Origin of the sequence: Nonomuraea sp. NPDC052116, from assembly GCF_040680035.1 — a bacterium.
GTDB lineage: Bacteria > Actinomycetota > Actinomycetes > Streptosporangiales > Streptosporangiaceae > Nonomuraea > Nonomuraea angiospora_A.
In genome coordinates, this window is the sequence record NZ_JBFAWA010000004.1 from 435,733 (window position 1) to 461,521 (window position 25,789).

Annotated in this window: 24 protein-coding genes; 12 read left to right on the plus strand and 12 right to left on the minus strand. The window is 67.9% G+C overall.

Features of this window, described 5'->3' with window-relative positions; genetic code table 11:
• Positions 1-73 precede the first annotated feature (73 nt).
• From AB0L65_RS10135 to AB0L65_RS10150, 4 genes are all read right to left on the minus strand, one after another.
• The gene (locus AB0L65_RS10135) at positions 74-1,444 is read right to left on the minus strand and encodes a tyrosine-type recombinase/integrase (protein WP_364242721.1); all 1,371 of its coding nucleotides are present in this window, start codon (positions 1,442-1,444) and stop codon (positions 74-76) included.
• Positions 1,441-1,632 carry a helix-turn-helix domain-containing protein gene (locus AB0L65_RS10140; protein WP_364242724.1) on the minus strand — a complete coding sequence of 64 codons (192 nt, stop codon included), beginning with the start codon at positions 1,630-1,632 and terminating at the stop codon, positions 1,441-1,443. The genes AB0L65_RS10135 and AB0L65_RS10140 overlap by 4 nt, the downstream gene beginning before the upstream one ends.
• Positions 1,633-2,430: 798 nt before the next feature.
• On the minus strand, positions 2,431-3,309 hold the full coding sequence (locus AB0L65_RS10145; protein ID WP_364242727.1) for a DNA methyltransferase: 879 nt from the start codon (positions 3,307-3,309) through the stop codon (positions 2,431-2,433).
• A complete protein-coding gene (locus AB0L65_RS10150; RefSeq protein ID WP_364242729.1) occupies positions 3,306-4,262 on the minus strand; it encodes a hypothetical protein in 957 nt (318 codons plus the stop codon). Before AB0L65_RS10150 ends, AB0L65_RS10145 begins: the two co-directional genes overlap by 4 nt.
• 514 nt (positions 4,263-4,776) lie before the next feature.
• Between AB0L65_RS10150 and AB0L65_RS10155 the strand changes: the two genes are divergently transcribed.
• A complete protein-coding gene (locus AB0L65_RS10155; RefSeq protein WP_357749575.1) occupies positions 4,777-5,124 on the plus strand; it encodes a hypothetical protein in 348 nt (115 codons plus the stop codon).
• Between the two features lie 50 nt (positions 5,125-5,174).
• Here AB0L65_RS10155 and AB0L65_RS10160 read toward each other — a convergent pair whose 3' ends face one another.
• Positions 5,175-5,648, minus strand: coding sequence for a hypothetical protein (locus AB0L65_RS10160; protein WP_364242733.1), 474 nt, complete (start codon positions 5,646-5,648; stop codon positions 5,175-5,177).
• 364 nt (positions 5,649-6,012) lie between these two features.
• Here AB0L65_RS10160 and AB0L65_RS10165 point away from each other — a divergent pair, with 364 nt between their 5' ends.
• The 9 genes from AB0L65_RS10165 to AB0L65_RS10205 all read left to right on the plus strand — a co-directional run bounded on the left by AB0L65_RS10165 (position 6,013) and on the right by AB0L65_RS10205 (position 17,512).
• Entirely contained in the window at positions 6,013-6,867 is an 855-nt protein-coding gene (locus tag AB0L65_RS10165; protein WP_364242736.1) for a hypothetical protein, read from the plus strand.
• 249 nt (positions 6,868-7,116) lie between these two features.
• Positions 7,117-7,524: a pilin gene (locus AB0L65_RS10170; protein ID WP_364242738.1), complete on the plus strand. Its 408-nt coding sequence runs from the start codon at positions 7,117-7,119 to the stop codon at positions 7,522-7,524.
• Between the two features lie 365 nt (positions 7,525-7,889).
• Positions 7,890-9,254, plus strand: a complete 1,365-nt coding sequence (locus AB0L65_RS10175; RefSeq protein ID WP_364242741.1) for a hypothetical protein — start codon at positions 7,890-7,892, stop codon at positions 9,252-9,254.
• Positions 9,251-10,201 carry a PrgI family protein gene (locus AB0L65_RS10180; protein ID WP_364242744.1) on the plus strand — a complete coding sequence of 317 codons (951 nt, stop codon included), beginning with the start codon at positions 9,251-9,253 and terminating at the stop codon, positions 10,199-10,201. Before AB0L65_RS10175 ends, AB0L65_RS10180 begins: the two co-directional genes overlap by 4 nt.
• Positions 10,201-12,009: an ATP-binding protein gene (locus tag AB0L65_RS10185; protein WP_364242747.1), complete on the plus strand. Its 1,809-nt coding sequence runs from the start codon at positions 10,201-10,203 to the stop codon at positions 12,007-12,009. The genes AB0L65_RS10180 and AB0L65_RS10185 overlap by 1 nt, the downstream gene beginning before the upstream one ends.
• Positions 12,006-14,471: a type IV secretion system DNA-binding domain-containing protein gene (locus AB0L65_RS10190; RefSeq protein WP_364242750.1), complete on the plus strand. Its 2,466-nt coding sequence runs from the start codon at positions 12,006-12,008 to the stop codon at positions 14,469-14,471. The genes AB0L65_RS10185 and AB0L65_RS10190 overlap by 4 nt, the downstream gene beginning before the upstream one ends.
• Positions 14,472-14,526: 55 nt before the next feature.
• On the plus strand, positions 14,527-15,393 hold the full coding sequence (locus AB0L65_RS10195; RefSeq protein ID WP_364242753.1) for a replication-relaxation family protein: 867 nt from the start codon (positions 14,527-14,529) through the stop codon (positions 15,391-15,393).
• Positions 15,394-15,435: 42 nt separating this feature from the next.
• The gene (locus AB0L65_RS10200; RefSeq protein WP_364242756.1) at positions 15,436-16,383 is read left to right on the plus strand and encodes a C40 family peptidase; all 948 of its coding nucleotides are present in this window, start codon (positions 15,436-15,438) and stop codon (positions 16,381-16,383) included.
• A gap of 124 nt (positions 16,384-16,507) precedes the next feature.
• A complete protein-coding gene (locus AB0L65_RS10205) occupies positions 16,508-17,512 on the plus strand; it encodes a hypothetical protein (RefSeq protein WP_364242759.1) in 1,005 nt (334 codons plus the stop codon).
• Between the two features lie 136 nt (positions 17,513-17,648).
• On the opposite strand, the gene AB0L65_RS10210 is transcribed toward AB0L65_RS10205, so the two are convergent.
• From AB0L65_RS10210 to AB0L65_RS10235, 6 genes are all read right to left on the minus strand, one after another.
• Positions 17,649-18,044, minus strand: a complete 396-nt coding sequence (locus tag AB0L65_RS10210) for a ParB N-terminal domain-containing protein (protein ID WP_364242762.1) — start codon at positions 18,042-18,044, stop codon at positions 17,649-17,651.
• Positions 18,041-18,484 carry a hypothetical protein gene (locus AB0L65_RS10215; RefSeq protein WP_364242765.1) on the minus strand — a complete coding sequence of 148 codons (444 nt, stop codon included), beginning with the start codon at positions 18,482-18,484 and terminating at the stop codon, positions 18,041-18,043. Before AB0L65_RS10215 ends, AB0L65_RS10210 begins: the two co-directional genes overlap by 4 nt.
• A gap of 68 nt (positions 18,485-18,552) precedes the next feature.
• Entirely contained in the window at positions 18,553-19,092 is a 540-nt protein-coding gene (locus AB0L65_RS10220) for a hypothetical protein (protein ID WP_364242768.1), read from the minus strand.
• Positions 19,093-19,145: 53 nt separating this feature from the next.
• On the minus strand, positions 19,146-19,616 hold the full coding sequence (locus tag AB0L65_RS10225; protein ID WP_364242771.1) for a hypothetical protein: 471 nt from the start codon (positions 19,614-19,616) through the stop codon (positions 19,146-19,148).
• 97 nt (positions 19,617-19,713) lie between these two features.
• Positions 19,714-20,718, minus strand: coding sequence for a DUF932 domain-containing protein (locus AB0L65_RS10230; RefSeq protein WP_364242774.1), 1,005 nt, complete (start codon positions 20,716-20,718; stop codon positions 19,714-19,716).
• 177 nt (positions 20,719-20,895) lie between these two features.
• The gene (locus tag AB0L65_RS10235; protein ID WP_364242777.1) at positions 20,896-22,026 is read right to left on the minus strand and encodes a hypothetical protein; all 1,131 of its coding nucleotides are present in this window, start codon (positions 22,024-22,026) and stop codon (positions 20,896-20,898) included.
• Positions 22,027-22,370: 344 nt separating this feature from the next.
• Here AB0L65_RS10235 and AB0L65_RS10240 point away from each other — a divergent pair, with 344 nt between their 5' ends.
• Positions 22,371-22,739 carry a hypothetical protein gene (locus AB0L65_RS10240; RefSeq protein WP_364242780.1) on the plus strand — a complete coding sequence of 123 codons (369 nt, stop codon included), beginning with the start codon at positions 22,371-22,373 and terminating at the stop codon, positions 22,737-22,739.
• A 1,149-nt stretch (positions 22,740-23,888) separates the two neighbouring features.
• Here the strand turns inward: AB0L65_RS10240 and AB0L65_RS10245 are convergent.
• On the minus strand, positions 23,889-24,464 hold the full coding sequence (locus tag AB0L65_RS10245; RefSeq protein ID WP_364242783.1) for an ATP-binding protein: 576 nt from the start codon (positions 24,462-24,464) through the stop codon (positions 23,889-23,891).
• 494 nt (positions 24,465-24,958) lie between these two features.
• Here AB0L65_RS10245 and AB0L65_RS10250 point away from each other — a divergent pair, with 494 nt between their 5' ends.
• Positions 24,959-25,273, plus strand: coding sequence for a hypothetical protein (locus AB0L65_RS10250; protein ID WP_364242786.1), 315 nt, complete (start codon positions 24,959-24,961; stop codon positions 25,271-25,273).
• The last annotated feature ends 516 nt before the right edge of the window (positions 25,274-25,789 follow it).

Below are 25,789 nucleotides of genomic sequence, written 5' to 3' on the forward strand. Positions count from 1 at the left end.
TGCAGCCAACGAGAGTGAGCGGAGATATAGGTGGCCCCGGGCGAAGACCGGGGCCGACTTGGGGTCCACGGTTCTACATGTGCACGTCGAGTGCGTTGTTGATCTTGCTGTTGACGTGTTCTTGCTGACCGTCCATGCACTTCGCGTACACCCGAAGCAGGACGTCAACGCTGTGGCCGGCCCGCTTGGCGACTTCGGGAGCCGGGACTCCCGCGTTCAGCCAGAGCGACACCGCTGCATGGCGTAGGTCATACGGCCGGGCAGCCAAGGAAGAGTCGACCTGCGCTGGAGTGAGGACAAGCTTGCGGGCTTCCTGCCAGACGTAGGAGTGCGCCGAACTGGAGTAGGTGCCGCCGGTGCCCGTGCTGAAGATCCTGCCGTCCTTGGCGGTGCCGTACTCGGCGATGTGCTCACGGAGCATCGCAACCAGAATGGGTGGGATCGGGATCTCGCGCGTCTCCTTGTCCGCTCGATGCTTCAGGCTGCGCGACTCGTGGGTCTCGCCGGAGTTGGTCCAGCGCTTCGTTGCCTGAGGTCGTGCGTTCTCCAAGACGATCAGGCCCCAGCCCTTCTCCGGGAGAGTGCAGTTCCTCAGCCGCAGGTCCGCCGCCTCCTCGGGACGGAGCGCCGCGTAGTAGATACATGCGAACAGGGCCCTGAGCCGGGGACCGCGTTTCCGGCCCACCTTGGGCACGGCGTCGAGGAGTTGCCGCGCTTGGGTTGGGTTGACCACCGTACGCGGATCGATGACCGTGACAGCCTTGGGCACCGTCCATTTGATCTCGTCCAGCGGGTTACTGCTGAATGCCTTCTGCTCTACCGCGTGCTCCAGGAGGTGATGAAGGATGGCGCGCTTGCGCCGTACGGTGTTCGCGCCGGCTGTAGTACCAGCGAAGGTGACCGAGATGGCGTCGAGTGCCGTACGAAGGATGTGCGGCTCCTTCAACGCGGACAGTGGAACGGACGCCCGTTCCAGCCAGCCCAAGGCCGCAGCTTGGGTTGTGGTCAGGCTGGCCCGTCTTTTCTCCGGAAGGAGCGTATGAATCCGGAGGACCTCTCGCAGGGTCTCGGCCGTGGGACGGCGCGGTGCGTCGGTCACCAGAGCAGGGATCAGCGAGAGGAGTGCGTAAGCTTCCGTCTCTCGGGTTCGAGCTGCCAGGCTGTTCCAGCGGCTGAGGATGTACGCCTGTGCGAACTCCAGGAATGTCGGGCCGGAGGACTGCGGCGCGAGCATTGACAACGGCAGCCCGGTTGCGATGTCGAACTCCTCCCCTACCTTGGTCGCCTGCCGCAGGTCGGACATGAAGGCGTTGGCAAGACCCTTGGTCCGGAAGCTCTTGGACTTGGCCTTGCCTGCGACGCGCCACCGGGCGACGAACGTGGGGGTGTCTCGGTCGGTGCGGTGCTGAACTCCACTGAGCTTCACGTCGTACGTGGTGTTCACGCGGCCTCCCGTCGGGAGTCGAGCCAGGCCATGAGATCGCTCCGCCAGATGCGCAGTTCGAGGTTGGGTAGTTGGATGCAGACCGGCGCGCGGCCAAGCTGGCGCCAGCGGTAGAAGGTGCGGCGTGAGACGCCGCCCAGCTCGTCGAGAACTTGAGGGATGGTTAGCAACTCGTCTTGCTTGGTCATCGACCACCGCCCGCGTTCAGCAGACAGGTCGCGGTCCGACGGCTTCCCGCTGTGGCCCGACAGCATGACGTTGGCCAGGCCCAGTGCGGGCAGTGAGAGCCGCCGACTGCGATGGCCCAGCGATCGTTGTCCGGGTCGTCGAGCCAGTCGGTCATTCTCGTCTTGGCGCCGGAATGGACACGCTCGTGCAAGATGGGATACGTCCTCTCCAGTGGTCTGGTGTGGGATGGCCCTCGACCTGGCGGATCTTGGCGGATGTGGCCAGGCGAGGGCGCTATTGCGGGCGTCGACTTTGATGCGGGCGAGTCGGCGCAGTCTCGGATAGTTCACGACCTCCTTGATCGCTCCTTCTTGTTGGCCAATGAGCAGGTCACCTGCCTGCTCCGTTGACCAGGACGAACTGGATGACGGTCCGCGGAGGCGCGTCCAGCAGCCAGCCGGGCTGCAAGGCTTGGCGCTTCGCCGTGTCCCTGGGGGCGACCACCCGCATAGCGGGTGTCCCAGACCGTCAGGGGCAGGGATATGAATCACCGCCTCCGACCGGGTCGTCAAGACCGGTGGCGTGACGGCGAACGTGGCATGGGAAGCTGCGCCTTACGGCTCGCCCAAGCTGAATCGCCCCGATTGATGGTGCAAGGACCCTTGCGCCATCCCCTGAAATGGTCGGGTACGAGAGCGAGGCACAGGTTTGTGGATGGCCGGTTGCGGTCTGGCGGCTGCCCACCAGCCGCGCCATCCGCACCGTGCCCTCAGCATCCAGACGCTGACCGCACGCCGTGTGAGGTCCCCTCAGTTGGATCACGCAGCTCTCTGGACGGTCGAAGCGGTCTTGTCGAGCGGGTGAGGCTTGGTGAAGACAAGCAGGTCCTCGTGCGCGGTGGCGTGGATCGGCAGGCCGCGAGCCCGGCCCTTACGTGCCTCGTACAGCTGGAAGAACGACGCCCTGTTCAGCAGCTTGCCGTGGCCCAGCCCGCACAGCAGGCACACGATCCGATCAGCGAATACCAGCCCAGCGCGCTGCGCCACCTGCTGGACGTGGCCAGGCAGGTCGACCAGTTCCCCGCGGTGCCGGTACGGACGCACCGTCACCGCGACGACGCCGCCGGGCCGTAGGAGCTCACCGCACCCGGACAGGATCTGGGCGAACCCATCCAGTAGCACTGGGAGACCCTGGTGCGCGAGGTTGGCCCTGTCCCGGGAGTAGCGCTGATTCCATTTCCGGATACCTGGCTCACCGCTGTCGCGGGTGGCGCGGATGTGGCCGTGCGTGGCCGACCCGTACGGCGGTGAGGTCAGCACCAGCGCCGCCTGGCCGACCAGGTCCGGCAGCAGCCGGGCGATGCCTCGCGCGTCTCCGGCAATCACCGTGCCGAACCCGGTGGCGCCCTGGCGGCGGGCGTGAGCGAGGTTGGCCACAGCGAGCTTCGCCCAACCCTCCTCGTATTCCATTCCGGCGGCGTGCCGACCCAGGTGGACGGCTTCGACCAGAGTGGTGCCGATCCCGCACATCGGATCGATAACCAGCTCACCCCGCTGGGTGTAGGTGTCGATCACCTGGGCTGCGATCGAGGGCAGCATCTTGCCCGGGTGCTTCATCGACTCCGGCAGGTACCGGTCTCGCCTCTGAGTACGTGACTGCTGCTGGCCCGTCGCCCACACCGACGTGATCGGCGTCATGACAGCTCTCCCTCCAGCCAAGACCGCTCCCCCAGCACCGGACTATTCGTCTGCTGGTGGTCGGTCCTTCGGGGCGGCTCGACTACGGATAGCGGCGTTCCACGGCTGGCGCGAGGTTTGGTGAAGATGAGTACGTCGCTGTGCACGCGAGCACTGGCCGGCCGCCCTGTCCCCGCAGTGCCAGTCGTTTGCGCGCCCCATCCCAGAGGCTGTTCGAGGTGTCCGCCGCGGGCGGGCGTCCGTAGGGCCACGATGTGCTGCATGTACGCCAGCCCCGAACGCTTCACGCCTGCGATCAAGCTTGGGACCGGGTCGACGAGTTCCTGCTCGCCGTGGTGTAGGCCGGTCACAACCACAAGGTGACCACCCGGCTTCAGCAGCGCCGCCAATCCAGCTGGATCGACCGCAGCCTGCTCGGACCCGTCAACCAGCCGGGCCGTCATGAGCTGCTGCCCCCAGTGCTGGCCTGGACAGGTGTGGGTGAACACCACCAAGGCTGCGGCTCCGGCCAAGTCCCTGACGGCCGAGTGCAGGGATTCGGGGCGGACAACGCGTAGGTCGGCCACCTCCAGACGGGCGTCGGAGTGGGTGGTGGCCAGCCGCTTGCCGATTTCGCCAGCACGGCGTGGGCTGGCGACGGTGGCGGTGGCCCGGCAGCCGAGTGCAAGTGCGGTGGAGATGAGGTTGTGGTCGGCGGCGTCCATGTCGATCACGAGATCGCCGAGCCGGGTACAGACTGTGACGAGATGGCGGGCCAGGGCCTGGCTCACCGGGACGCAGCAGCCACTTCGGCAGGCGGAAATGGTCTCGGCATCGGCCGCAGCCAGCCAGACGCTCAACGGCAGATGCTTCTGGTGAACGTCGCGAACGGTTCGACGAGGAGCGACGAAGTGAGTGGTGGCGGCGGAGCAGTCAGCGTGTACGGGTGGTGTCACGATGGTGTGGCCCGTCACCGGACCACCTGGTTCCTGTCACCTATCTAAATACCGGCGCCGAGGGCCGAGTTGAGACATGAGGGCAGGCAAAGATTCAGTCGGGCACTGGGTGGCACCCGGTTCTATGACACGTATGCCCAGTCCTGAACAGGCTCGATTCGGAGAGGGGACAGCAGTATCCGTTCGAGCACGCGGTCTCCCCGCCACCGTCTCCAAGGCAACTTCTACCATCGAGTTTTCGCAGGTCACAGCGCTTCTGGACACGTTCGGGACAAGGACCGGACAGTCATCGACCGCCGTTCGAGCCCCGTTGTTCTGGAGAAGGGACGGAGAGATCACGGCCCAGGTCGAGCAGTGATGCACGCTCGGGTTCGGCTCGGGGTGCTCCACGCCCCCTCACTGCGTCGCTGCCTCGCGTGCCAGCCAAATGTTGATCAAGCCATGTCGTCACGGGCTCTGACCCGCGAGATTCAGGCGCGCGATGGGATCACAGTGGCTCCGTTCTAATTCGCCTCAACGGAACGGACGCCCTATGTACGTTCGCCGCGCACTGGCCATCACCCTCGCCGCCGTGCTCTGCGCCTCCTCAGCCTCAGCTGACTCGGCGGGCGGCTGGTACGACGACGCCGGCTGGGGATCGGTCACCATCTCAGCCGACCGCAAACACATCGAGGTCTGCGACCTGAGCAACGACGGTCGTGCCGTACGAGCCGTGTATAAGACCTCCTACCTGCAGACCTGGACGGTGGTCGACTCCAACGGCGCCCGATGGGGCTGTGGGACCGACTCCACCTTCTTCAGCCGAATCAACGTCTTCAAGTTGTGCGAGGGGACCAAGTACGGTCGATGCCGTACCCCTATCCGCATCGGCTGGCACTGATAGCCCGTGACAGCGTGAAGGATGCGGGCTGAACGGCCCTCGGGCGTTCTTCACAGCAGATACTCCAGCTCCTCCCACACGTGCCGGACGCCTGGCGGGAGGAGTCGCCTGAGCGATGGGGCGAGCGTGGCAGCGTGAAAACCGTCGGCGATCTCCTTCCCGCCGTACCAGGCCACCTGCAGCGATGTCCGCGTGTAGCCCTCATTGATGGAGGCCGAATGGGCCACGATCGCCCCGATCGAGTCCGCCGCCTCCACCGTACGAACGGCGGCCCTGCTGACCAGACGGATCTGGTGCCGTATGAACTCCGCCACCGTAACCTCGTACCGCTCGTTCACCGGCCACGGCACAACGCCCAGAGCGAGCATCGAGCCGAGGGCGTTCAGGCCGTGCGGGAACCACGGCACCGAGAAGAAGAGATTCAGCGCGAACGTAAGTAAGACGCCGAACGGCAGGACGCCGAGGGCCAGCAGACAACCAGATGGACCGGTGCCTTCCCAGCGCACCATCGTCTCATCGGTCACCCTGCCGCCATTGCCCTTTAGACAAGGTGCGTAAGGGGCAGCAACCTCGCAGTAGAGCGGCGGCCGGTCCACCGTCCGGCTCTCTTTGCCATATCTATAAGCCTCCGATCCTGGTCCTCACCGTTTACGCAGGTGGGCGCGTTTCCGGACTCGGAGCGGACGGTGCCCGATCCTCGCCCCTCTCCGCTCCTTCAACGATGCGCCGAGAGGCGTTTGCGCAGGTCAGGTAAAAATTCCTACGCACATTCGAGCTTTGGGTGATCTTTATCTGAGCCGAAGTCCGCCCGGAAGTCGTCCCGTTTCTGTACGCGGCCTCTGGCGCCATGAGCAGCATCCGAACCCGCTCACTCTTTCGGGAGCTGCCATGTTCCACGTCCAATCCCAGACCACAGCCGCCCTCACGAGCAGCGACGAGGCTCCCTCCTCGGGCGCCTCTTCCACCGCCTCGATCCGAAGGCGTCCGCTGAACCAGGCCGAGCATTCATTCACGCTGCTCATGCAAGGACCGCAGCCGCTGGCGGTCGACGGGGCCGCGCTCGGGCTCGCCCTACCCGCTCGCCCCATCCCCTTGGACGAGCTGCGAACCATCCTGCTGCACCCCAGCTGCGATCGGACCACAAGGGACGGGGTCTGGCGGCACCTGATCGAGCAGGCCCGTGCCCACCGAGGCGCCTGGATGGTCGCCGCCGTCGCGCTGGCGGCGCCGATGCTGCGCCGCCTGCTCAAGACCCTGAACGAGATGGTCAACGCCGAGCATGAGGACTTGGAGGCCGAGATGCTGGCCTGCTTCATGGAGGCGCTGTATCGGGTGGAGCTGTCCTGGTCCCACCCGCTGCTGCGGCTGTCGCGGCTGACCCAGTTCGGCGTCCTGCGGGCCCACGCCGTCAATCAGCCCGAGCTGCTCTCCGAGCCCGAGATGAGCGATGACCGGCTGGCGTTGCGCTATCCGTCCGGTCACGCCGATCTGCTGCTGGCCCGCGCGGTCGAGGCCGGCATCATCACGGCGGAGGCGGCGGAGCTGATCGGGATGACCCGGCTGGACAACACATCGCTGGCCGACTATTGCCGAGCTCGTGGCTTGCTCTACTGCGCGGAGCTCAAACGCCGGCAGCGTGCCGAAGCACGCCTCCGCCAGGCCCTGATCAGCGGCGAGCTATCCGGCACCGCCGAGCTTGGCGGCATGACGGCCAGCGCCACGCGCCACCGCTCAAGGTCATGATCGGGCAAATTCCACGGGCCTCGATGTCCGATCTCGGCACTTGAACCCGGTCTTTTAACAGGTGAAAGGCAGCGCGGACGGCACCGGTCCGGCCAGGCCGCACCAGGCCACCCGGTTCCTGTCACCACCGGACCCGCCAACCGCCCCGCACAGAAGGAGGATGCCCACCCGGCCCTGGCCGGGACCGGGCCTCCGCGCTGCCTGTCCCACCCATCGCACGCATCCTCAACGCCATACCGGGAGGTAGCAGTGGTACCACGTTCCCGCTTCACCCCTCGCAAGGTCCTTCTCATCGGCGTCGTCATCGTCGCGGGCACCGCACTCGGCACGCTCCTCGAGCTGGCGCTCGCCCACCTCGCCGAGGCCGCCCGCATCTCCGGCATCAGGGCTTCGGCCTGGGTTGGGCCTGCTCTGGCAAAGGAGGCCAGCTCGCTCAACCAGGTGATAGACAACCTGCGCAACGTGATCGTGGGCCTGCTGGTCGCGCTGGCCACCCTCTTCCTGACCGTGGGCGGGGTCCGCTACATCCTGGCCGGCGGCGATCCCGGTGAGGTGGAGGCGGCCAAGAAGACCCTGCGTTACGCGGCTATGGGCTATGGCATCGCTGTTCTGGCGCCACTGCTGGTCAGCATCCTCAAGGGCATCGTAGGAGCCTGACAGTGCCCCGCCAGTCGCCGCTTCTGCCCGCCGCGAGCCCACGACGCGTGGTGGTCGCGACAGCGCAACTGCTCGCGCTCATCGTCACCACGCTGGCCGCGATGAGCTCCCCAACGTGGGCGTCTCCGCCGCCGACGCCCTCGCCATCTTTGAATCCACAGCCCACCCCGCCCGCACCTGGGCCGGCCTCCACACCAGCGCCGACTTCACTCACTGGTCCGATGCTCACGCCGCCGCCCCAGCCGCATCCCACCACGCCGCCCTCCACCTCGACGCCAGATCAAACGGCTGCTCCAGACGAGTGCGGTTGGCTCGATTTCGGCTGCAAGATCAATCGGGCGCTGAACGGCTGGTTCGGCTTGATCGTGACCGAGGCGATCCAGCCGGCCTTCCAGGCGGTCGGGACTCTCCTGCTGTCCTCGCCGCCACCCTCGATGCTGGAGCGGGTCCAGGAGCTGTCGGCTCACGTGCGGCTGGTGGCCAACGCGCTGCTGGCGCTGTTCGTACTGGTCGCGGGTCTGATCGTGATGGCGTACGGCAGCGTACAGACCTCCACCACCGCACAGGAGATCATCCCGCGCCTGGTGGTCGCCGTCGTCGCGCTCAACACCTCGATCACCCTCTGCCAGTACGCCATCGAGCTGGCCAACGGTCTGGTCGCCGCGCTGCTCGGCGACGGTGTCGACGGGAAGCGGGCAGGCGACCTGCTGGCCAACAAGCTCGCCAACCCGGTCGGCCAGCTCCAAGGCCCGCAGATGTTCCTGATCTGGATGATCGGACTCGCCGTCGTGATGGGCCTCGTCCTGGCCTTCATCGCGATCCTGCGGGTCGCCCTGCTGCTGTTCCTGATCATCGCGGCGCCACTCGCCTTGCTCTGCCACGCGCTGCCGCAAACCGAGCACATCGCCCGGTTGTGGTGGCGAGCGTTCACCGGCGTCCTGATCATGCAGGTGCTGCAGGCGCTGGTGCTCATCCTGGCGTTCAAGGTGTACTTCACCGACTCCACCGACGCGTTCGCCACCCCGCCCGATCAGCCGGTCGTGGCGGTGGTGAAACCGGTCGTCACGCGGGCCATCGACACGCTGGTACTGATCGGCCTGCTGTTCATCCTGATCAAGATCCCCGGCTGGGTCGCCCGCTCCGTCTGGCAACACGCCCAGCCCCAGCTGCTCCAACGCCTGATCAAGTCCCTGATCGTCTACAAGACCCTCGGCCTGGCTGGCGCCGCTCTGCGCAAGGGCAAGGCCGCCAGTTCCGCCGCCAGAGGCGCCGGAGCCGCACGTCACTCGCGACCGCCGTCCGGGCCAGGACGGGCCGGACGGCGAGGCCCGAGCGGGCCTCGACCCAGGGGCGGGCCGCCAAGCATGAGAGGACCCCAGCCGATGAACGCATCTGCCCAGGCCCCGTCGAGCTCCACCACCGCAGCGGGCGGTAATCGCGGGCCGCAGCAGCTCGCGCTTCCGCTCAACCTGCCGCCCGCGCCGGCACCGGCCCCTGCCTCGCGGGCACGCGGTCGCCAGCTGGCGCTGCCATTCCCGGTCACCCGGGTGCCACGGCCACCCGCACCAGCACCGCCACCTGTGCCTAGCGGGCCATGGATCCGCCCCCGCCCGCCGTGGGTGCAACCCATGCTGCCCGGCATGCCCACCCGTCCCGGACGCCAACGACAACTACACCTGCGGCTCGATCCGCCACCCCGCCGCCTGCCACGCGGAAGGAGAGATCCGTGAACGAGCCCGAGCCGCTGATCGCCCACATCCCCGCCGACATCTCCCAGCCCGACAAGATCGCTTACGGGCTGACCATCCGCCAGATCATCATCGTCGCTACCGCCGGAGCCCTTGCCGCCGCCATCTACTACCTGTTCCATCACCTGCTACCCGTGGTGGTCATCGCGGGGCTGGTGCTGCCGTTGCTCGCCGTCGGCCTGGCGGTCGCCCTCGGACGCCGGGAGGGCCTCAGCCTCGATCGCTTCTCGCTGGCCGCCCTGCGCTTCGCCCGCGCTCCCAAGCGACTGGTCGCTGCCTCCGGCGAGGTGGTCGAGCCGCCCGTCTGGTGCCGGTTGCGGGGCAAGCTGCCCGCGCCGCTTCGCCTGCCGGTTCGCGCCATTCGTACGGATGGCGCTTTGGAGCTGATGGACGGCGGGGTGGCGGTGCTCGTGGAGACCACCACCGTCTCCTTCCATCTGCGCACGACCGCGGAGCAAGCGGGCTTGGTGGGCGCGTTCGGCCGCTGGCTCAACTCGCTCGAAGCATCCGCGCAGATCCTGGTACGGGCCCGCCCGATCGAGCTCGATGCCCTGATCGGCACAGTCCTGCGACGCGCCGATCGGCTGCCTCACCTGGCGCTCGCTCGTAGCGCGACCGAGCATGCGGCGTTCCTGCAGCAGCTCAACGACTCCCGCGAGCTGCTGGCCCGCCAGGTGCTCATCGTGCTGCGAGATTCGGGCCCGGCTCGCGGGCGCCGCGCCACCAGGCGCGACACCGCGGCCGCCGTCGTGCTGCGCCGCGCCGACGAGAGCGCCCGCACCCTTGCCGCGCTCGGCATCTCCGCCACCGTCCTGAACGCCCCAGCGGCACATCGGGTTCTCTCCGAATGCCTCGACCCCGGCGGCTGGCACCCCGTGCCGGCGGCCCTCCCCGACGACGTGATCACCACCACTGGCCAGGAGGACTGATGAGACGACACCACGGCCAGCACGACAGCACGGCAGAAGCAGCCACGCTGCTGAGGCCTGCCGCTCTGCAGGTCGGCGCTCGCGTTCTGGCTTTCCCTGAAGGAGTCGCCGCGTCCTTCGCTGTGGTCGGCTACCCGCGTGAGGTCGGTGCGGGCTGGCTGGAACCCTTGCTCACCTATCCCGGCCGCCTGGACGTGTCGCTGCACATCGAGCCGATCCCGCAGGCCGTCGCCGCAATGCGGCTGCGCCGCCAGCTCGCCCGGCTGGAATCGTCCAGCCGGGCCGACGCCCAGCACGGCCGCCTGCAGGACTTCGCCGTCGAAGCCGCCGCCGACGACGCCACCGAGTTGGCCGCCAGCCTCGCCCGAGGCCACGGGCGACTGTTCAAGGTCGGCCTCTACCTCACGGTGCACGCCTCCAGCGAAGAAGAACTCAACGCCGAGCTCGAACGCGTCCACGCCCTGGCCGCCTCGCTCCTCCTGGATGCCCAGCCGACCACCTTCCGGGCCCTGCAGGGCTGGGCAACCAGCCTGCCCCTCGGAGTGGACTCGGTGCAGCTGACCCGTACGTTCGACACCACCGCTCTGGCGGCCGCGTTCCCGTTCACCTCGCCCGACCTCGCCGCCCCCACCAGCGACAGCGCCATCCTGTACGGGCTCAGCGCCTCCAGCTCCGGCATCGTCGTCTGGGACCGCTTCGCCCAGGACAACCATAACTCCGTCACCCTGGCCCGATCCGGCGCCGGCAAGAGCTTCTTCACCAAACTCGAAGCCCTGCGCCTGCTCTACCAGGGCGTCGAAGTCGCCGTCGTCGACCCCGAGGACGAATACGCCCGCCTGGCCCGCGCCGTTGGCGGCACCCACCTACGCCTCGGTGCCACCGGAGTCCGCTGGAACCCGCTCGACCTGCCTACCAGCCACGGCCCCCACGACGACGTCCTGTCGCGGCGAGCGCTCTTCCTGCAGACCCTCATCGCCACCATGCTCGCCACCCCGCTCACCCCGCAGCAGCGAGCCTCACTCGACACCGCGATCATCGCCACCTACCAGCAGGCCGGAATCACCCGAGACCCGGACACCTGGAACAGACCCGCCCCGCTACTGGGCGACCTCGTCACTGCCTTGAAGACCACGAGCGCGGAACTGGCCGCCCAGCTCGCCCCGTACGTCACCGGCTCCTACCGAGAACTGTTCGACGGCCCGACCACCACCACACCCACCGGCCACCTGATCGTCTTCTCCCTCCGCGACCTGCCCGACGAGCTCAAAGCTGTCGGTACCTTGCTCGCCCTCGATGCCATCTGGCGCCGCGTAGCCAACCCGCACGACCGCAAGAAACGCCTCGTCGTGGTGGACGAAGCCTGGCTCCTGATGAAGGAAGCCGAGGGCGCCCGGTTCCTGTTCCGGATGGCCAAAGCCGCCCGCAAGCACTGGGCCGGGCTCGCCGTCATCACGCAGGACGCCGCCGACCTGCTCGGCACCAACCTCGGCCAGGCCATCGTCGCCAACGCAGCCAGCCAGATCCTTCTCCGCCAATCCCCGCAAGCCATCTCCGCCGTCGGCGACGCCTTCGACCTGTCCGAGGGCGAGCGGCAATTCCTGCTCACCGCCGAACGCGGCGAAGCCCTCATGGTCGCCGGCCCCGCAAGCCGCGTCGCCTTCCACGTCACCGCCTCCCCCACCGAGGCGCAGCTGATCACCACAGACCCAGCCGAACTCGCCGAGCTGAACACCTCCGAACCCGCCGCAGACCCGCTGATCTCCAACACCGCCTACAACGAATTCGACGGAGAGGCTGACCCGCTATGAGAGCAACAAGTTCCTGCCTGCTGTGCGACCTTGACGATCAGGACGTACAAGCCGTTCTGAGCTTTCTCAGGGACCTGCCGTCGCACCTGTCCGATTACGCCCTGAGCTACGGCTGGCAGGTCGCCGCCATCGTCCTAGGCGCGATGTCATCGCTGGAGCTCGTACGGCGCCTCATCGGACGGCTACGCCACCGGCCCCTGCTTCCCGGTGCCCGCCTGATCGAGATTTCCTGCCCGCCCGACAGCGACCCGCACGGCGCCCAGGTGCTGTGGAGCCAGCTCGTCGGACTGCTCCGCCCTGCATGGAAACGCCTTCTGAGTGGCCAACCCCACCTGGTGTGGGAGTACCACGGTGACGCCTCCGGGGTTCGCGTACGCCTGTGGGTACCCGGCACCATCCCACCTGGCATCGTCGAGAAGGCCATCCAGGCCGCCTGGCCTGGCGCCGTCACGACCACCGCGCCCGCTGCCAGCCCCCTCCCGCCCGCGACTGATATGGCAGGCGGACGGCTCATCCTCGGCCGGGCCGAGCACTTCCCTCTCAAGTCAGAACACCCGAACGACCCCATACGCTCCCTGCTCAGCGCGATGGGCGGCCTGCGCGACGGCGAACACGCCGCCGTCCAGATCCTCGCCCGGCCCACCACCGGACGCCGCCTGCGCCGCGCTTATCGAGCCGCAGCCGCGCTCCGTGGCGCCCGCACCAGCAGCCTGCTAGGCCAGGCCTTCGACGAACTTGCGCCCATGTCCGGCCACAGCCACCCCGGCGAGCTCGCTCGCATGTTTCCCGAACGCGCCGAGCAGGTACGTGCCATCCTCGCCAAGGCTGGCCAGCCGCGCTATCAAGTCGCGATCCGCTACGCCGTCGCCTCCACACGAGACGACGACTCAACACCCGGCTGGCTACGAGGCCAAGCCCACGCCCTGGCCGGCGTCTTCGCCTTGTTCACCTCCGGCCACCAGCACCTTCGCCGCGCCCGTCTCTACCGCCCCCACGCGATCATCCGGTCACGGCTCTTGCACTCGGGATTCCTGCTGTCGATCAGCGAGCTCGCAGCGTTGGCGCATCTGCCCTGGGATGCCGACGCCCCTGGCATCACCCGTGCCGGAGCCCGCCCCATAGCCCCGTCACCGGCCGTACCGCGCGACGCGGCGGCCGGGCCGGTCCGGGTGTTGGGCGACAGCGACAGCGGCCCACGCCGCCCCATAGCCCAACCTGTAGCCGATGGCCGCCACCACACCCACATCCTCGGCGGCACGGGCGTCGGCAAATCCACCCTGCTCGCCAACATGATCCTCACCGACGCTCACGCAGGCCGAGGCGCCCTCGTCATCGATCCCAAAGGCGACCTCATCACCGACGTCCTCACCCGCCTCCCCGACCGCGCCCTCGGCAAGACCGTCGTCTTCGACCCGCAAGACCCGAGCAGGCCGCCGGCAATCAACGTGCTCGCCGGGCCCGACCCCGCCTTCGCCGTCGACTCCGTTGTCACCATCTTTCACCGCTGCTTCCGGTCGGCCTGGGGACCGCGAGTGGACGACCTGCTGCGCTCTGCCTGCCTCACCCTCACGAAGGTGCTGGGCCAGCAGGCCACGCTGGCTGAAGTTCCTCGGTTGCTCACAGACTCCGCTTTCCGCGCCCGCATCACCGCCCGGCTCAACGATGAGCTCCTGACCGGGTTCTGGGACTCCTACCAGGCCCTCACGCCTGCCGGACAAGCCACCGTCATCGGCCCGGTCATGAACAAGCTGCGCGCCGTCCTCCTCCGTCCGTTCATCCGCCAAGCGCTCGCCAGCCCCGCGACCACCGTCCCCGTCGGCCAGCTCCTCAACGACGGAGGGCTGATCTTGGCCCGCCTCCCCAAAGGCATCCTCGGCGACGACGCGGCCCGGCTGTTCGGATCGATCCTGCTTGCCCATACCTGGCAAGCCGCCACCCGCCGAGCCACCCGCAACGAGGCCGACCGATCGGACGCCGCGATCTACCTGGACGAGTGCCACAACTTCCTGAACCTGCCCGGCCACATCAACGATGTCCTGGCCGAAGCACGCGGCTACCGCCTCTCCCTCATCCTCGCCCACCAGCACCTCGACCAGCTCCCCGCCGACCTGCGCGAGGCTCTCTCCGCCGACGCCCGCAACAAGATCTACTTCAACGCCTCCCCCAAAGACGCGGCCGAGCTCAAGCACCACACCGCGCCGCTCATCACTCCGCACGACCTCACTCACCTCGGCGCCTATCAGGCCGCCACACGTCTCATCGTCGACGGCCAGCAAGCCGCCGCCTTCACGCTGCGCACCCGCCCTCTGCCGTCTCTCATCCCCGGTCGCGAGCAGGCCATCCGCGAGGCATCACGGGACCGCTTCACCAGCTCGCCCCCGTCCGATGCCCAACGCCCGATACGGCAGAAGCGACCAGCCCATGGCAGGTCCGAACACGACCCGCGTGCCCACAACCACTGACTCACCCAGCACCCGATCCGACCGAGCCAGCCAGCTCGCCAAGAGGGAGATCCGCATGACCGCACAGCCCGTCCCGACCGGACAGCCCCGCCTCGACCGCGTCACCCTGACCGCGCTGGCCGCCCGCCTGACTCCGCGCGACTACGAGATCCTCGCCTACCTTCACCGCCACCGCGTGCTTACCACCCACCAGCTCCAGCGCATCTTCTTCGGCATCCCGCAATCGGCCCGCAAACGCCTGGCCACCCTCTACGCGCTCAACGCCGTCACCCGCTTCCGCCCCTGGGCCCCGTACGGCGCAGGCTCACAACCCGTGCACTGGCTCCTCGGCCGAGCCGGAGCCGCCGCCCTGGCCATAAGAGAAGGCATCACCGTAAAAGAGCTCGGCTACGACCCCGACCACCCGATTGCAGTCTCCTCGCGACTGACCCACCAGGTCGGCGTCAACGAGTTCTTCTCACACCTGCACCATCGCGCCCGGCAACCCGACGCGCAGGCCGAGGTCAGGACATGGTGGTCCGAACGGCGCTGCGCCCAGGTCTGGGGCGACATTGCCCGCCCCGATGCCTATGGCCGCTGGATCGAAGACGGCCGCGACTTCGACTTCTTCCTCGAACACGACACCGGCACCGAAACCCTCGCCAAGGTCACCGCCAAGCTCCATGCCTACGCCAACCTCACCGACGCCACCGGGATCACCACACCTGTCCTGTTCTGGCTGCCCAACCGCACCCGAGAGAACAACCTGCGCAAGCTCATGGCTACAGCCGAGGTCCCGGTTGCCACGGCGGTCCACTCCGATGATGGCCCGGCAGGAGCCATCTGGATCCCCGCCGGATCCGATGAGCCCCGTCTGCGGCTTGCCGAACTCGCCGATGCCTGGACTCTCCCCGGCCGGCCTCAGAAGCACGCGGATGCGTGACCTCCCAACCGTTCCCGCGACAAGGAACGGAGCTGGGACGAGATGAAGTACGCCGCGGCCGGCGCCGCTCTTCTCCTACTCCTCGTAGCCGCCATCATCGCAGCGGTGGCCAGTCTCCTGGACTCTGCTGGACCGAGCGGCTCGGCCTGCGTGGCGACGATGGCACGCACCACTGGAGAGGTCGCCCCGGTCGCGGCACCCGCCAACCAACCCACCCGCCAGATCACGACCCTCGATGATGAGCAACGCGTAAATGCCCTGCTCATCGTCAGCACAGCCCAGCAGCTCGGCTTGCCCGCGCGCGCCGCCGTGATCGCGGTGGCGGCCGCCTTGCAGGAGTCCGAGCTCCGCAATCTTCCCCACGGCCACCTCGACAGCCTGGGCCTGTTCCAGCAACGCCCCTCACAGGGCTGGGGAACTCGCGAGCAGATCCTCGACCCGTCACATGCGGCTCGCCAGTTCTACGATCGCCTGGTCAAGGTCCCCCGCTGGGAGCAGCTGCCACTGACCAGGGCGGCACAAGCCGTCCAACGCTCGGCCTACCCCGATGCGTACGCCCGCTGGGAACCGCTCGCCCAGCAGGCCGTCGACGCCGTCTCTGGTGCCTGCGTGCTGCCCATCGCGGGCGAGAAAGTAGCAGCCGTTCTCGCCTATGCCCACGCCCAACTCGGCAAGCCCTACCTTTGGGGTGCCGAAGGCCCATTCGCCTTCGACTGCTCCGGCCTCACCATGCGCGCCTACCAGGCGGCAGGCATCACTATCCCTCGCGTCGCGGCCGACCAATGGAGACATGGCCAGCCCATCCCGCCCGGCCATGAACAGCCCGGCGACCTGGCGTTCTTCCACATGCAACCTGATGGCCCCGGACACGTCGGCATCGTCATCGGCAACGGCCAGATGATCCACGCCCCCAACCGCCACGAGACCGTCAAGATCGCCAGCTACCGGCGGGCCGACCTCATCGGATTCACGCGCCCCGCCTCCCGATGAACCCCACGCGTTCCGGCGCACGCGAACCTGTGGCTGCTTTCCCAAAGCGACTGTCACGGACAGTCATATTTTCGGTACTCTCCGGGCACATTTCGACTCGCCTCATGCTCGAAGGAGACCCGGAATGGAAACCTCCCGCCCCAAGCCGCTCCACGTCATGATCCCGAATGACCTCAACGACCCCCTGCAGATCTCCATCGGACATCGCGTGATCGGCATGGCGATCGTCGACCGCAGTGCCGTCCATCGGCTCACGGCGCACTGGAACGTTCCGGGTATCTATCTCCTGCTGGACCGCCCAGACCCAACCGGACGCTGGGCAGCCTATGTCGGTAAAGCCTCCCCTGGGGGGTTGCGCACTCGAGTACTCAACCACGCCAGCACCCGTGACAATGCCTGGTACCGGGCCCTGCTCGTTCGCCGAAACGACGACAAGTTGCACTCCGGGCAGGCCGGCTGGCTGGAAGGAGAGCTCTACAACCACCTGCTCGCCTCCGATCAGGTCTACCTGCATAATCGCAACCGGCCTCAGGACGACACCATCTCGCTGGAGGATCAGATCAGCCTGAGCGAGTACGTCCCTCCCATCCTTCACACACTGCACCTGCTCGGGCACCGCCTCATCCCCGCTCCGCCTTCCGCTACCGCGCAGGAACAGCGCACGGTCCGCTGGCGTATTCGCGCCCGTCAAGCGTCCTCTCGCGCTGAGGCACAAGTGCCCACCGAAGCATCCAACCGGGCCCGCACCAAGCCTCGCTCTCGCGTCGGCGCTCGCTCCCGCAGCGACATATGTGTGTACGACCTGCTCGAAGAGGGGCTCGTCGCCTCGGGCACCAAACTCGTCAGTCCTTCGCGCATGTATCCCGGCTTCGTCACCATTGCCGACGACGGCTGGCTCGAAGACCATGCAGGACGCCGCTGCGAAACGCTGTCCGGCGCCGCCAAGGCGCTGATCGAGAGCCATTCGGATGACGAGGAGAAGGGAAAAGGTAAGAGGCAGTGGCGAAACGGGTGGGACTTCTGGCTCGTCCCAACGCCTGGCGGCCTCGCCAAGATTGACACGCTCCGCCGGGAGCTCGAGCGGCGCAGGGCCATGCGTCTCGAGCAGCGACGAGACAGCCGAGGGTAAGCGCAGGTGGATCGTGCGCTGTCCAGTCGGGCGTCGCGGGTGTCCTCGCGCGAGGGCCGGTGGTGCAGGAGGTGTGCCCCGGCCACACACCACAGGTGCGTGACCGGGGCAGACCACCTACGCCACCGGACTTCGGCTACCGCCGGGATTGGCCCTTCTCCCCGCCGAAGATGCGGCAGGCCAGCTCCTCCTCGGCGGTCAACACGATGACCGGCAGCTTCTCCACCCCCTGGGTGAGGGCCTTGTGGATCCGGTGCCAGCCATCGACGATCAGCCAGCCCACGTCCGGGATCGGCACCGCGATCAGCGGCTCGTCCAGGTTCACGCTGGCCGCGTGCGCGTGGTCGATGCGGATCAGGTAGAGCATGCCCGCCCACGTCTGCGGGTCAAGCTGGCCGGTGGGCTCGCGGCCCTGCGTGAGCTGCTTGGCGGCGGTGATGTCCCACTTCCAGGCCAACATCTGGAACGTCTCGATCTGGGACTCATCCAGGGGGTTGGGGTGCGGCCGTGATCCTGGGGCGTGCGTATTCACTTGGGCTGCTCCGTTCGGGGCGAGGGGTTCTCCGATGCCTTGTCGAGGAATTCGCGGGCGGCAGCCCGCTTGATCAGCTCCAGCGCGCAGTCGAGATGTGCGAGTGCGAGTTCCTTGTCGGTGGCGCCATCGAGCCCCTTAGCAGGGCGAGCGTCTGCGAGGTCCTGGGTGCGGTAGCAGCTGACCCAGAAGCTGAACTTGGCCATCGCGCGGACCATGCCCAGCCCGTGCTGCTCGCCGTACCGCCCGAGCATGTTCCACCAGTGGAGCAGGAGGTTGGCCTGCAGGGCGGCACACAGTTGTTCGGCGCTGAGCCTGTAACCATGAGCCAGTCGCGAAGCCAGGCCGTCGACTGTGTCCTTGTTCACCTGCTGTTGCTGCCGGACCAGGGCCCGCAACGAAGGCTCACCGGACAGGTGAGGGGGTGTGGGGTCGTTCACGAGAGTGATGTCCTTTCCAAGATCAATGGGCGTTTCGCCGTGGTGGGGACCTTGTCGGAGACGAGCGGTCATGCGCCGGTTGGGGATGAGGGGCTGGTGGAAAAGTCCCCGTGCCGGGTTGCGTGTTCAGCGAGCAGTTCGCCGGTGGCGGTCAGAAAGCGACGGGCGGCTGCCCTGGAGGCATGTGCGAGGGCGTGATCGAGCAGGGTGCCTGGCTGGGTGGAGCCGATCTCGGCGGTCAGGTAGGTTCGCGCCCACGAGCGCACTCGGCGGAGCGCATGGTCAGCCTCCAGGTTCCGCTCGCTGAGCTGCTCGCCGACCTGCTCCCACCACGTGCGCAGCGCCTGGGTGTAGGTCGCCTGGTACAGCGGCTCGCTGGTCAGTCGTAGCCCGCGTTGCAGCAGGTAGGCCACCTCGGCGGCGGCCGCGTGTGCGGCGTGTTGGGCGGCGGCGAGCGCCTCGTGCACTCGTTCGTCAGCCAGCGCGAGTGGACTTACCGTCCCGGATCGCGGTGAGCTGGGCTCGTCCGCCGTGCCGGGCGACGTAGGCGGAACCGCCACCGATTGCGCACCTGCGTACGGGGCGCGGCGGTCGCTGGGGATGTTCAAGGTGATCGTTCCTTTCGGTGGAGAGGTCAGAGGTAGAGCCACCCGGAGGCCACTCACAGCCGCCCCGACTCCCACGCACGGGTCGGCGATGCGGTGGCTGCCGGGTCGTGAGGTGTGGCCGAGGCCGTCAAAGCAGGTCCGGCGGTGGCGGCGAGCTTGGACAGAGCGTCGGCAAGGGGCTGGGTGGTGGCCAGGAACTGCCGGGTGGCCTGACGGCCCGCCTGAGCCATGGCCTGGGCGAACAGGTCGCCGTAGATGGTCGGGTAGCCGGTCAGCAGGCGCTGTTCGGCCTCGCGGCGGATGCGCATGATGGCTTCCGCTCCGTCGGCTTCCTCACTGTTGATCAAGTCCATGACCTGCTGCCACCAGCCGCAGACGTACTGGGTGACGGCGAGCCGGGCCAGGTCATCGGAACGGAGCTCCTGACCAGACTCGGCGGCGTAGGTGAGCTTGCCGATCGCGTCACATGACTCGAGTGCGGCGTTGGCGTGGTGGGTTTCGGCCAGGTCTTCGAACTGGGTCACGTCGTTCTCCCGAGGTATGAGCTGACTGGACCCGGGGACCGAGGGAAGGTTCCGGTACGGCCCGGCCCCGGGCAGGCCGTACCGGCGTCGCGGGCGTTCAGGCGGTCGCGAGGAGCTTGAAGGCACGGATCTTGATCTTGGTGTTGTCGTGGTCGGTAAGCAGGGCGCGCTCGGCCCGGACCACGGCGCTTTCGCGCGGTCCGATCACCGGGCTGCGGTGGTCCAGCCGCTCGGTGACCGCGTTGTATGCGGCCCAGCGGGTGTTGCGGATCGGCTCCTGCGTGGGCGCGGTGGTGAACAGGTACTCCAGCTCCCGCATGGCCAGCTCGTGGTTGCGGCGAGTGATCTCCTTGGCGTCCGGGGCGAGCGGGTGCAGGGTGTTGGTGAACTGGCGGAACTCCTTGACGTCCATCGGAATCGCGAGAAGCTTCTCGGCCTCGGCGGCGAACGCCTCCCCGTGCCGCCAGGTCAGCTTGAGGGCCTCCCGCGCCTCGGCGATCCGGCCCGCGATGTGGCCGGTGTGGCGGACCCGGAACATCGAGGCGTGGTTGCGCAGTGCGGCCCGTTCGGTGTTCGCGCACACCACTCGTACGGGAGTGGCAACCGTGGTGAAGGCCCCCCAGCCGTCGTGCCGGGAGAAGGCCGCGAGGTACAGGTCGAGCTGGTCGTGCCCGCCGACCATGAGCGGTTCGGGCAGGCGCATGGTGACGAACACCCGCCGTCCGCCGTTCAGCGATCCGCCGGTGTCGAAGATGGCCCCGGACTCGTCCACGAGGGTCTGCAGGAAGTCGGCGACCTCCTCGTTCTGAACGATCTTGTATTCCTTACCCACCATGCCGAGGCGCTCCGGCTCGCCGGTGACCGGGTTCGTGCGGACGATGAGGAAGTCCTCCTCGCTGGTCACGGGCTGGCCGGTGTCCGGGTCGGTCACCGTGCCGACCGGCACCTTGCGCACGTTCCACCCGGCGAGCTGGGCGTTGGTGAGCAGTTCCTCGGCGGTCATCGGGCCGGGGGCGGTGTAACCGAGCCGGTGCCAGCCGGGCTTCCCGGCGGCCGCGAACCCGGCAGAACCGTTGGCGAAGATTTCGATCTCGTGAGCCATGGCGGATGCCTCCTCGAAGGCGGTCGTGAATTGGGTGTGAAGGAACGGATGGAGGACGGGCGTTCTGGGCTCAGCCGTAACGGGGACGAGCAGGGGCCGGGCGGGCCGCCCTAGGCAGGCGACGCCGTGCCTGTGCGGCGGGGATGGCGCGTCCGGGGCCCATCCCCGCCGCGCGCATCAGCGGCCGGAGTCCGGGTCGTCGGCGAGGGCGAACCGGCGGGGCCGCTCGCAGGTCAGCTCGGCCTGACCGAGGCTGACCAGCCGGTCCAGAGCATTGGCCACCGCGCCGGACGAGGAGTCCAGCACCCGGCCGATCTCGTACGGGGTGAACTCCTTGCCCGGATGCTCGGCCAGGTGCGCGAGCACCCGATCCCGCAACGCGCCATGCCGGACCGTGCCCGCCGTCCTGGCGTCCTGGGCACTGGCCCTGGTCGCCGCCCGGGCCTGAGGTGGAGTGGTACCGGTCAGCACCGAGCGAACGGCGCGGTGTACCTGCGGAGCCTTGGCCATGGCCATCTCGAGCCGCCCCAGAGCCAGTACTGCATCCCCGTCCGCCTCCATCGCGGCCGCCGTCCCCAGCAACAGCTCGGCCAGCTCCAAAAGCTCGGCCCGCGCCTGCTCGCGCGCTGGATCCTCCTCGGCCCCCGGCTCCGTGTCCGGCGCATCCTCGTCTCTTTCCAGCCGTTCATCGAGGGCAGCCGCCGTAGGGCTATTTGGGGCTGGACCGTCCTCCGTCTCTGGGGCTTCAGCCGCAGGGGAGGCTTCACCAGCGTCGATGTCGGTTGACACGAGTGACTCCGCGTTTGCGGTGGCCTCCGGCTCATTTTGCGTCTCAGCGATCCCCATGGAGGGGGCGTCAGGCGTTGGGGCGCCGTTGATGACCACCTCGGCAGCGGACGCCGAAGTGTCGGGTGCGCAAGGCGAATCGGGCTCGTCCTGATCCGGCGCGGAAAGAGCGTCGGATGTGGCGGCGTCGGTGATGATCGGGTACCAGCGGTCCGGGGTCCGGCCCCGTCCCTGCCCGTCGTAACCGCCCGCAACCCGGCGGGCTCGGCCTTCGCCTTCCAGCTGGTTGAGGATCTTGCCCGCCGCCATCCGGCTCATCCCCGCCGCCGCGCCAACCGCCGTGGCCGACGTACCGGGGTTGGCCACCAGCGCCGCCCACATTGCCTCCTGACGGCCGTCCGTACCGTCCGCGCCATTGCCGTCCAGGGGCGGCACGTCCGGTACGTCGACGGCTCTCGGGGCGACATCCGACGCGATTTCGCCAGCGCCAGCGGACGCGATTTCCGGGGCATGAATAGCCATTGAAACGTCTCCCTTCCCGCAAGATTCGCCCCCCGATTTTCGGGGTCGGCGTTTTGGGTTGGCTCGACGATGGCTCGCATAACGCGCCTATGGCAAGCGGTCTCCGGATATTTTTCGTCACCCCAACGGCTGGAGAGGCTATCCTCACCAAAGTCTTCTCTGAGCTGCTAAAACATCTCACGAGAAGGCGGGCCGATCGGCTTTACATTATGACCGTGATCCAGTCGCACCATATTTCCACAACTACGGCCATCCATCCCTCATGCCCGTTCAGGAATTAATCGGATCTCGACATCAATCCCCGTTTCGACTTGACATCATTACCGGATCGAGCGTCCATAGAAATGGCACAGGAAATCCGGGCACGCTGGCCGTGGGCCGGAAACGGAAGGGATAAAGAACATGACCGAACGCCCAAGACCCTGCCCTACACGCGCGCCCTTGCCGCGCACGGCTTCACGCGTAGCGATCAAGGCAACGCCGGGGACGGACGGCAAATCATCCAGGGCTACCGGTCCCCTGACGGCCACGTCTACCAACTCACCATCCCCGACGGCCCCGGCCGACCCGTGATCGTCGAGGACGTACGCCGCCACCCCGGTCACGCCCCCGACCGCATCCAGCTGGCTACCGTTCCCCCCGGCACTCCCGTCGCCGACGTGGCCCTCATCGCCGCCGCACACGCCGCGTACACCGTCCCCGCCACTGTCTGACAGCCCCGCCGCCCCTGGCCCCGACACGCCCATAGGCGGCCGGGGCCACAGCCATGCGCCGTGGGCGGGGGTACGGCGCACCACCCGGACCGCCGTCCGGGGCTCACCATGCGGCGACGCGGCCGGGCACACCGGCGGGCGAAGGTTCTGCTCGGCTGTCGCCGAGCGGACCGCCGCACACGACGCCTGCCAGAACGTCAGCAGGTAAAGCACGCCGCTGGGCGCCGGCAACCAGCAGGAACAGTCAAGCCCATCAGAATCCCCGGCCCATCTATTCGTAGCCTCGCCTATAGGCGAGTCGGGCCGTGCATCGCGCAGTCCAAGACCACCCTGACCTGGCAAGACATCGCTATCGCGAGTAGCGGTCTTAATGGCGCGCAGGAGCGCTATCTGCATCTCCACGCCGATCTCACCGGCGAGCAGCCCGCCTCTCCCCTGCCCGCACCGCCCAAGAGACCCAAGTTCCTCGCGCCGCTGGCGCAGGCCACCAATGTCACCGCCGACGCCCGCCATCACTGGTGTTTGGTCCGAGCCCGCATTCATCAGCTCATACCGTCTTCACAAGCAGGCGCCCATTTACAGCCGACGCGGAGATCAAGCGGATGATTTCTGTGTCCGACGAGATCAAGTCGAGGACATGGCCAAATGTCGGCCGCCTTGCCTTCTCCTCCTCAGGAGACCCACCAGTTACCACGCGATCGTGCTAGCTGTACGTCGCGCTACGTCTACGCAGCCGTGGCCAGGGCCACCGCCCCCATCCCCGTACGGGATGGGCCACGGCCGCCCACGTGCCAGTTTCGGACCGGTGCGCGTGCAACACCGCCTGTCGCGGTACATCACCCACGACCGTGTCCCCCGGCCCCGCCCCAGCCATTCCGCCGACAGCGCCCGGCCGTGGCACGAACTTGGTCTCTGGGGCCAACCTTCTTGCCGCTACGTCAACCGTGCTGCGCCCATCAGCCTCCAGCAGGCCATCCCGGAGTTCACCTGGCCCGTAAGCGGTGATCACCGCCTGCTTGCCGCGGAGCGCAATCCACCGGTAGCTCACCACGAGGAACGCCCAGTGCGGATACTCCTGACGCAACCGGCCGAGCTCACGCTGCGCCCATGGCTCCTGCCCGAATGCGGACGCTGGGTCCGCACGGTGGCTCACGGCGCCTCCAGCAGCCGCGTGGAAGGGTCCAGCGCAAAGCCCTCCCGTCCAGCTTGGTCCGGTTGCCATCCGCGCTGCGGAGATGCCTGCACTTGGGATTCATCCGACGCAGAGAGTGCCATGTGTGCGGGAGCCGTCCCTGCATCGTCAGGTGAGAGCACGCTCCCCCAGGCGGCAGCATCGCCCTCTTGACCAGGGGCCGAAAAGAGCTGTTGGCGTTCCTGATCACCGAATGGGGCGAGGCTGAGCTCGGCCCAGACCGCGTGCCCGGTGATCGGGTCCCCGCACACACCCATCGCCGCCGCCAGCTGGGCCACTCCCACCAGCCCGCGCCCGTCCTCTCGCTGCCCCGTCTCGGTCCTCCGAGCGGCCGGAACGCCACGATCGAGAGCCGGAACGGCTCCTCCTCCCAGGTCGTAGAGGACGACCCGCGCCAGATGAGCGGAACGAGCGACCTCCACCACGAAGTAGCCGCCTGCCGCACCGGACAGGCTGTGCCGCAGCGCGTTGCTGATCAGCTCCGCCGCCACCCACTCCGCATCCTCCGCGCGTGGCGTGTTCTCCAGCAGCAACCTCACCAAGCGACGCGCCGGCGCAGCCTGATCCCCACGGCCCGCGAACGTCCGTCGCCACACCAGCCCTCCTCCACCGTGTCCCGACCGAACCTCCGCCAGGACCCGGCCCGGCTGAGGAGTCGGGAAGCACACCTTGTGGCGCTGCTCGCTTCCGTTCGTATGCGCGTCCCCATACAGCGGCGCGCTATCGCCCGCCTGGCCGTACTCGTGATCGTCGTGGCGCTGGTCCACCGCTGGTCACCTCCGCGATAAACCCCGGCCGATCCGGGGACGGCCAGCACCATCAACCAACTCCATGCCCGAATCACACCCCCAGCGCCCGCCATCCATCACCCCCGCCCGTTGCGCCCAACTACCTGCGACAACGCGCGCCGACCGGGCTCGATCACCAGGCATCACGCCCGATCGATCACCCCAACCAGCGGCTTGAGTCTCACCCGCCAGCCGCCCTACCGTTCACCACCCCACATCGCCGAAGGGAGCGTGGACACATGTCGGGCAAGGGCTACCAGACACTCCTCGACTGCCGGCATCGAGGCCGCCTACTACGAGAGCACGGCTTCACGGTCGACCAGATCGTCATCGTCTTCAGCCTCGACCACCCAGCCAGCCCGCTCCGGCTGTACCGCTACGCCGCCGGACTCACCGCCAGCCAGGTCATCACCGCCCACGCAGCACTCGATTCCACCGGAGCCACGAGCTTGCGCGAGGCCCGCCTCTACGACTACGAGAACGTGCGCCACGAGGCGCCATGTAACCGAGTGGAGGTGAAAGACCGCCACCGTTGTCTTGTCACAGCAAGGTAGCGAAGCTGGGGGCAGCCTGATCCGGGAGACGCCGGTGAGGGTGGGAAGCAGCCCCGACAACGACGGGACGTGCCGGTACTACCGGACGGCGCGGGTCCGACTAGCAAGACGGGAAGGTGTACGCAAGGAACCGACGCTGTAAAGCTCCTCAAGGGTCGTGCCAGCTCTAACCCGGTGGATTCGGGCTGGTCTGCAGCGCGCACCCGCTCCCCCGTTGCGGGGCGGGGAACTCCTGGGCTGGTTGTTTTCGCTGGCCGGGAGGCCACGGTGAAGGTCTGTGGCGTAGCCGTGGCGAGGCTGCTGGGGCAAAGTCGGGCACCTAGTCCGTTGATCGGTTCGTGGTGAACGTGGGAACCGTTCTGGGGTTTCCCGTCTCGTGTCCGCCTGCCGGGCGGGCGAGAGCGGGCAGGCGCGTCGTCCGCCGGTGACCTCAGGCGGGGCGGAGGACCCGTAGTAGTCCGAGCGCGGGAAAGCCGCGTGCATGGCGAAGGGGTCCAGCGGGTTCACGCACGCGTG

Excerpts from the sequence above, each read along its gene's own strand:
- AB0L65_RS10140 (WP_364242724.1), bottom strand. The coding sequence starts at position 1,632 with ATGACCAAGCAAGACGAGTTGCTAACCATCCCTCAAGTTCTCGACGAG.
- AB0L65_RS10145 (WP_364242727.1), bottom strand. The coding sequence starts at position 3,309 with ATGACGCCGATCACGTCGGTGTGGGCGACGGGCCAGCAGCAGTCACGT.
- AB0L65_RS10155 (WP_357749575.1), top strand. The coding sequence starts at position 4,777 with ATGTACGTTCGCCGCGCACTGGCCATCACCCTCGCCGCCGTGCTCTGC.
- AB0L65_RS10165 (WP_364242736.1), top strand. The coding sequence starts at position 6,013 with ATGTTCCACGTCCAATCCCAGACCACAGCCGCCCTCACGAGCAGCGAC.
- AB0L65_RS10185 (WP_364242747.1), top strand. The coding sequence starts at position 10,201 with ATGAGACGACACCACGGCCAGCACGACAGCACGGCAGAAGCAGCCACG.
- AB0L65_RS10190 (WP_364242750.1), top strand. The coding sequence starts at position 12,006 with ATGAGAGCAACAAGTTCCTGCCTGCTGTGCGACCTTGACGATCAGGAC.
- AB0L65_RS10195 (WP_364242753.1), top strand. The coding sequence starts at position 14,527 with ATGACCGCACAGCCCGTCCCGACCGGACAGCCCCGCCTCGACCGCGTC.
- AB0L65_RS10200 (WP_364242756.1), top strand. The coding sequence starts at position 15,436 with ATGAAGTACGCCGCGGCCGGCGCCGCTCTTCTCCTACTCCTCGTAGCC.
- AB0L65_RS10205 (WP_364242759.1), top strand. The coding sequence starts at position 16,508 with ATGGAAACCTCCCGCCCCAAGCCGCTCCACGTCATGATCCCGAATGAC.
- AB0L65_RS10230 (WP_364242774.1), bottom strand. The coding sequence starts at position 20,718 with ATGGCTCACGAGATCGAAATCTTCGCCAACGGTTCTGCCGGGTTCGCG.
- AB0L65_RS10235 (WP_364242777.1), bottom strand. The coding sequence starts at position 22,026 with ATGGCTATTCATGCCCCGGAAATCGCGTCCGCTGGCGCTGGCGAAATC.
- AB0L65_RS10240 (WP_364242780.1), top strand. The coding sequence starts at position 22,371 with ATGGCACAGGAAATCCGGGCACGCTGGCCGTGGGCCGGAAACGGAAGG.
- AB0L65_RS10250 (WP_364242786.1), top strand. The coding sequence starts at position 24,959 with ATGTCGGGCAAGGGCTACCAGACACTCCTCGACTGCCGGCATCGAGGC.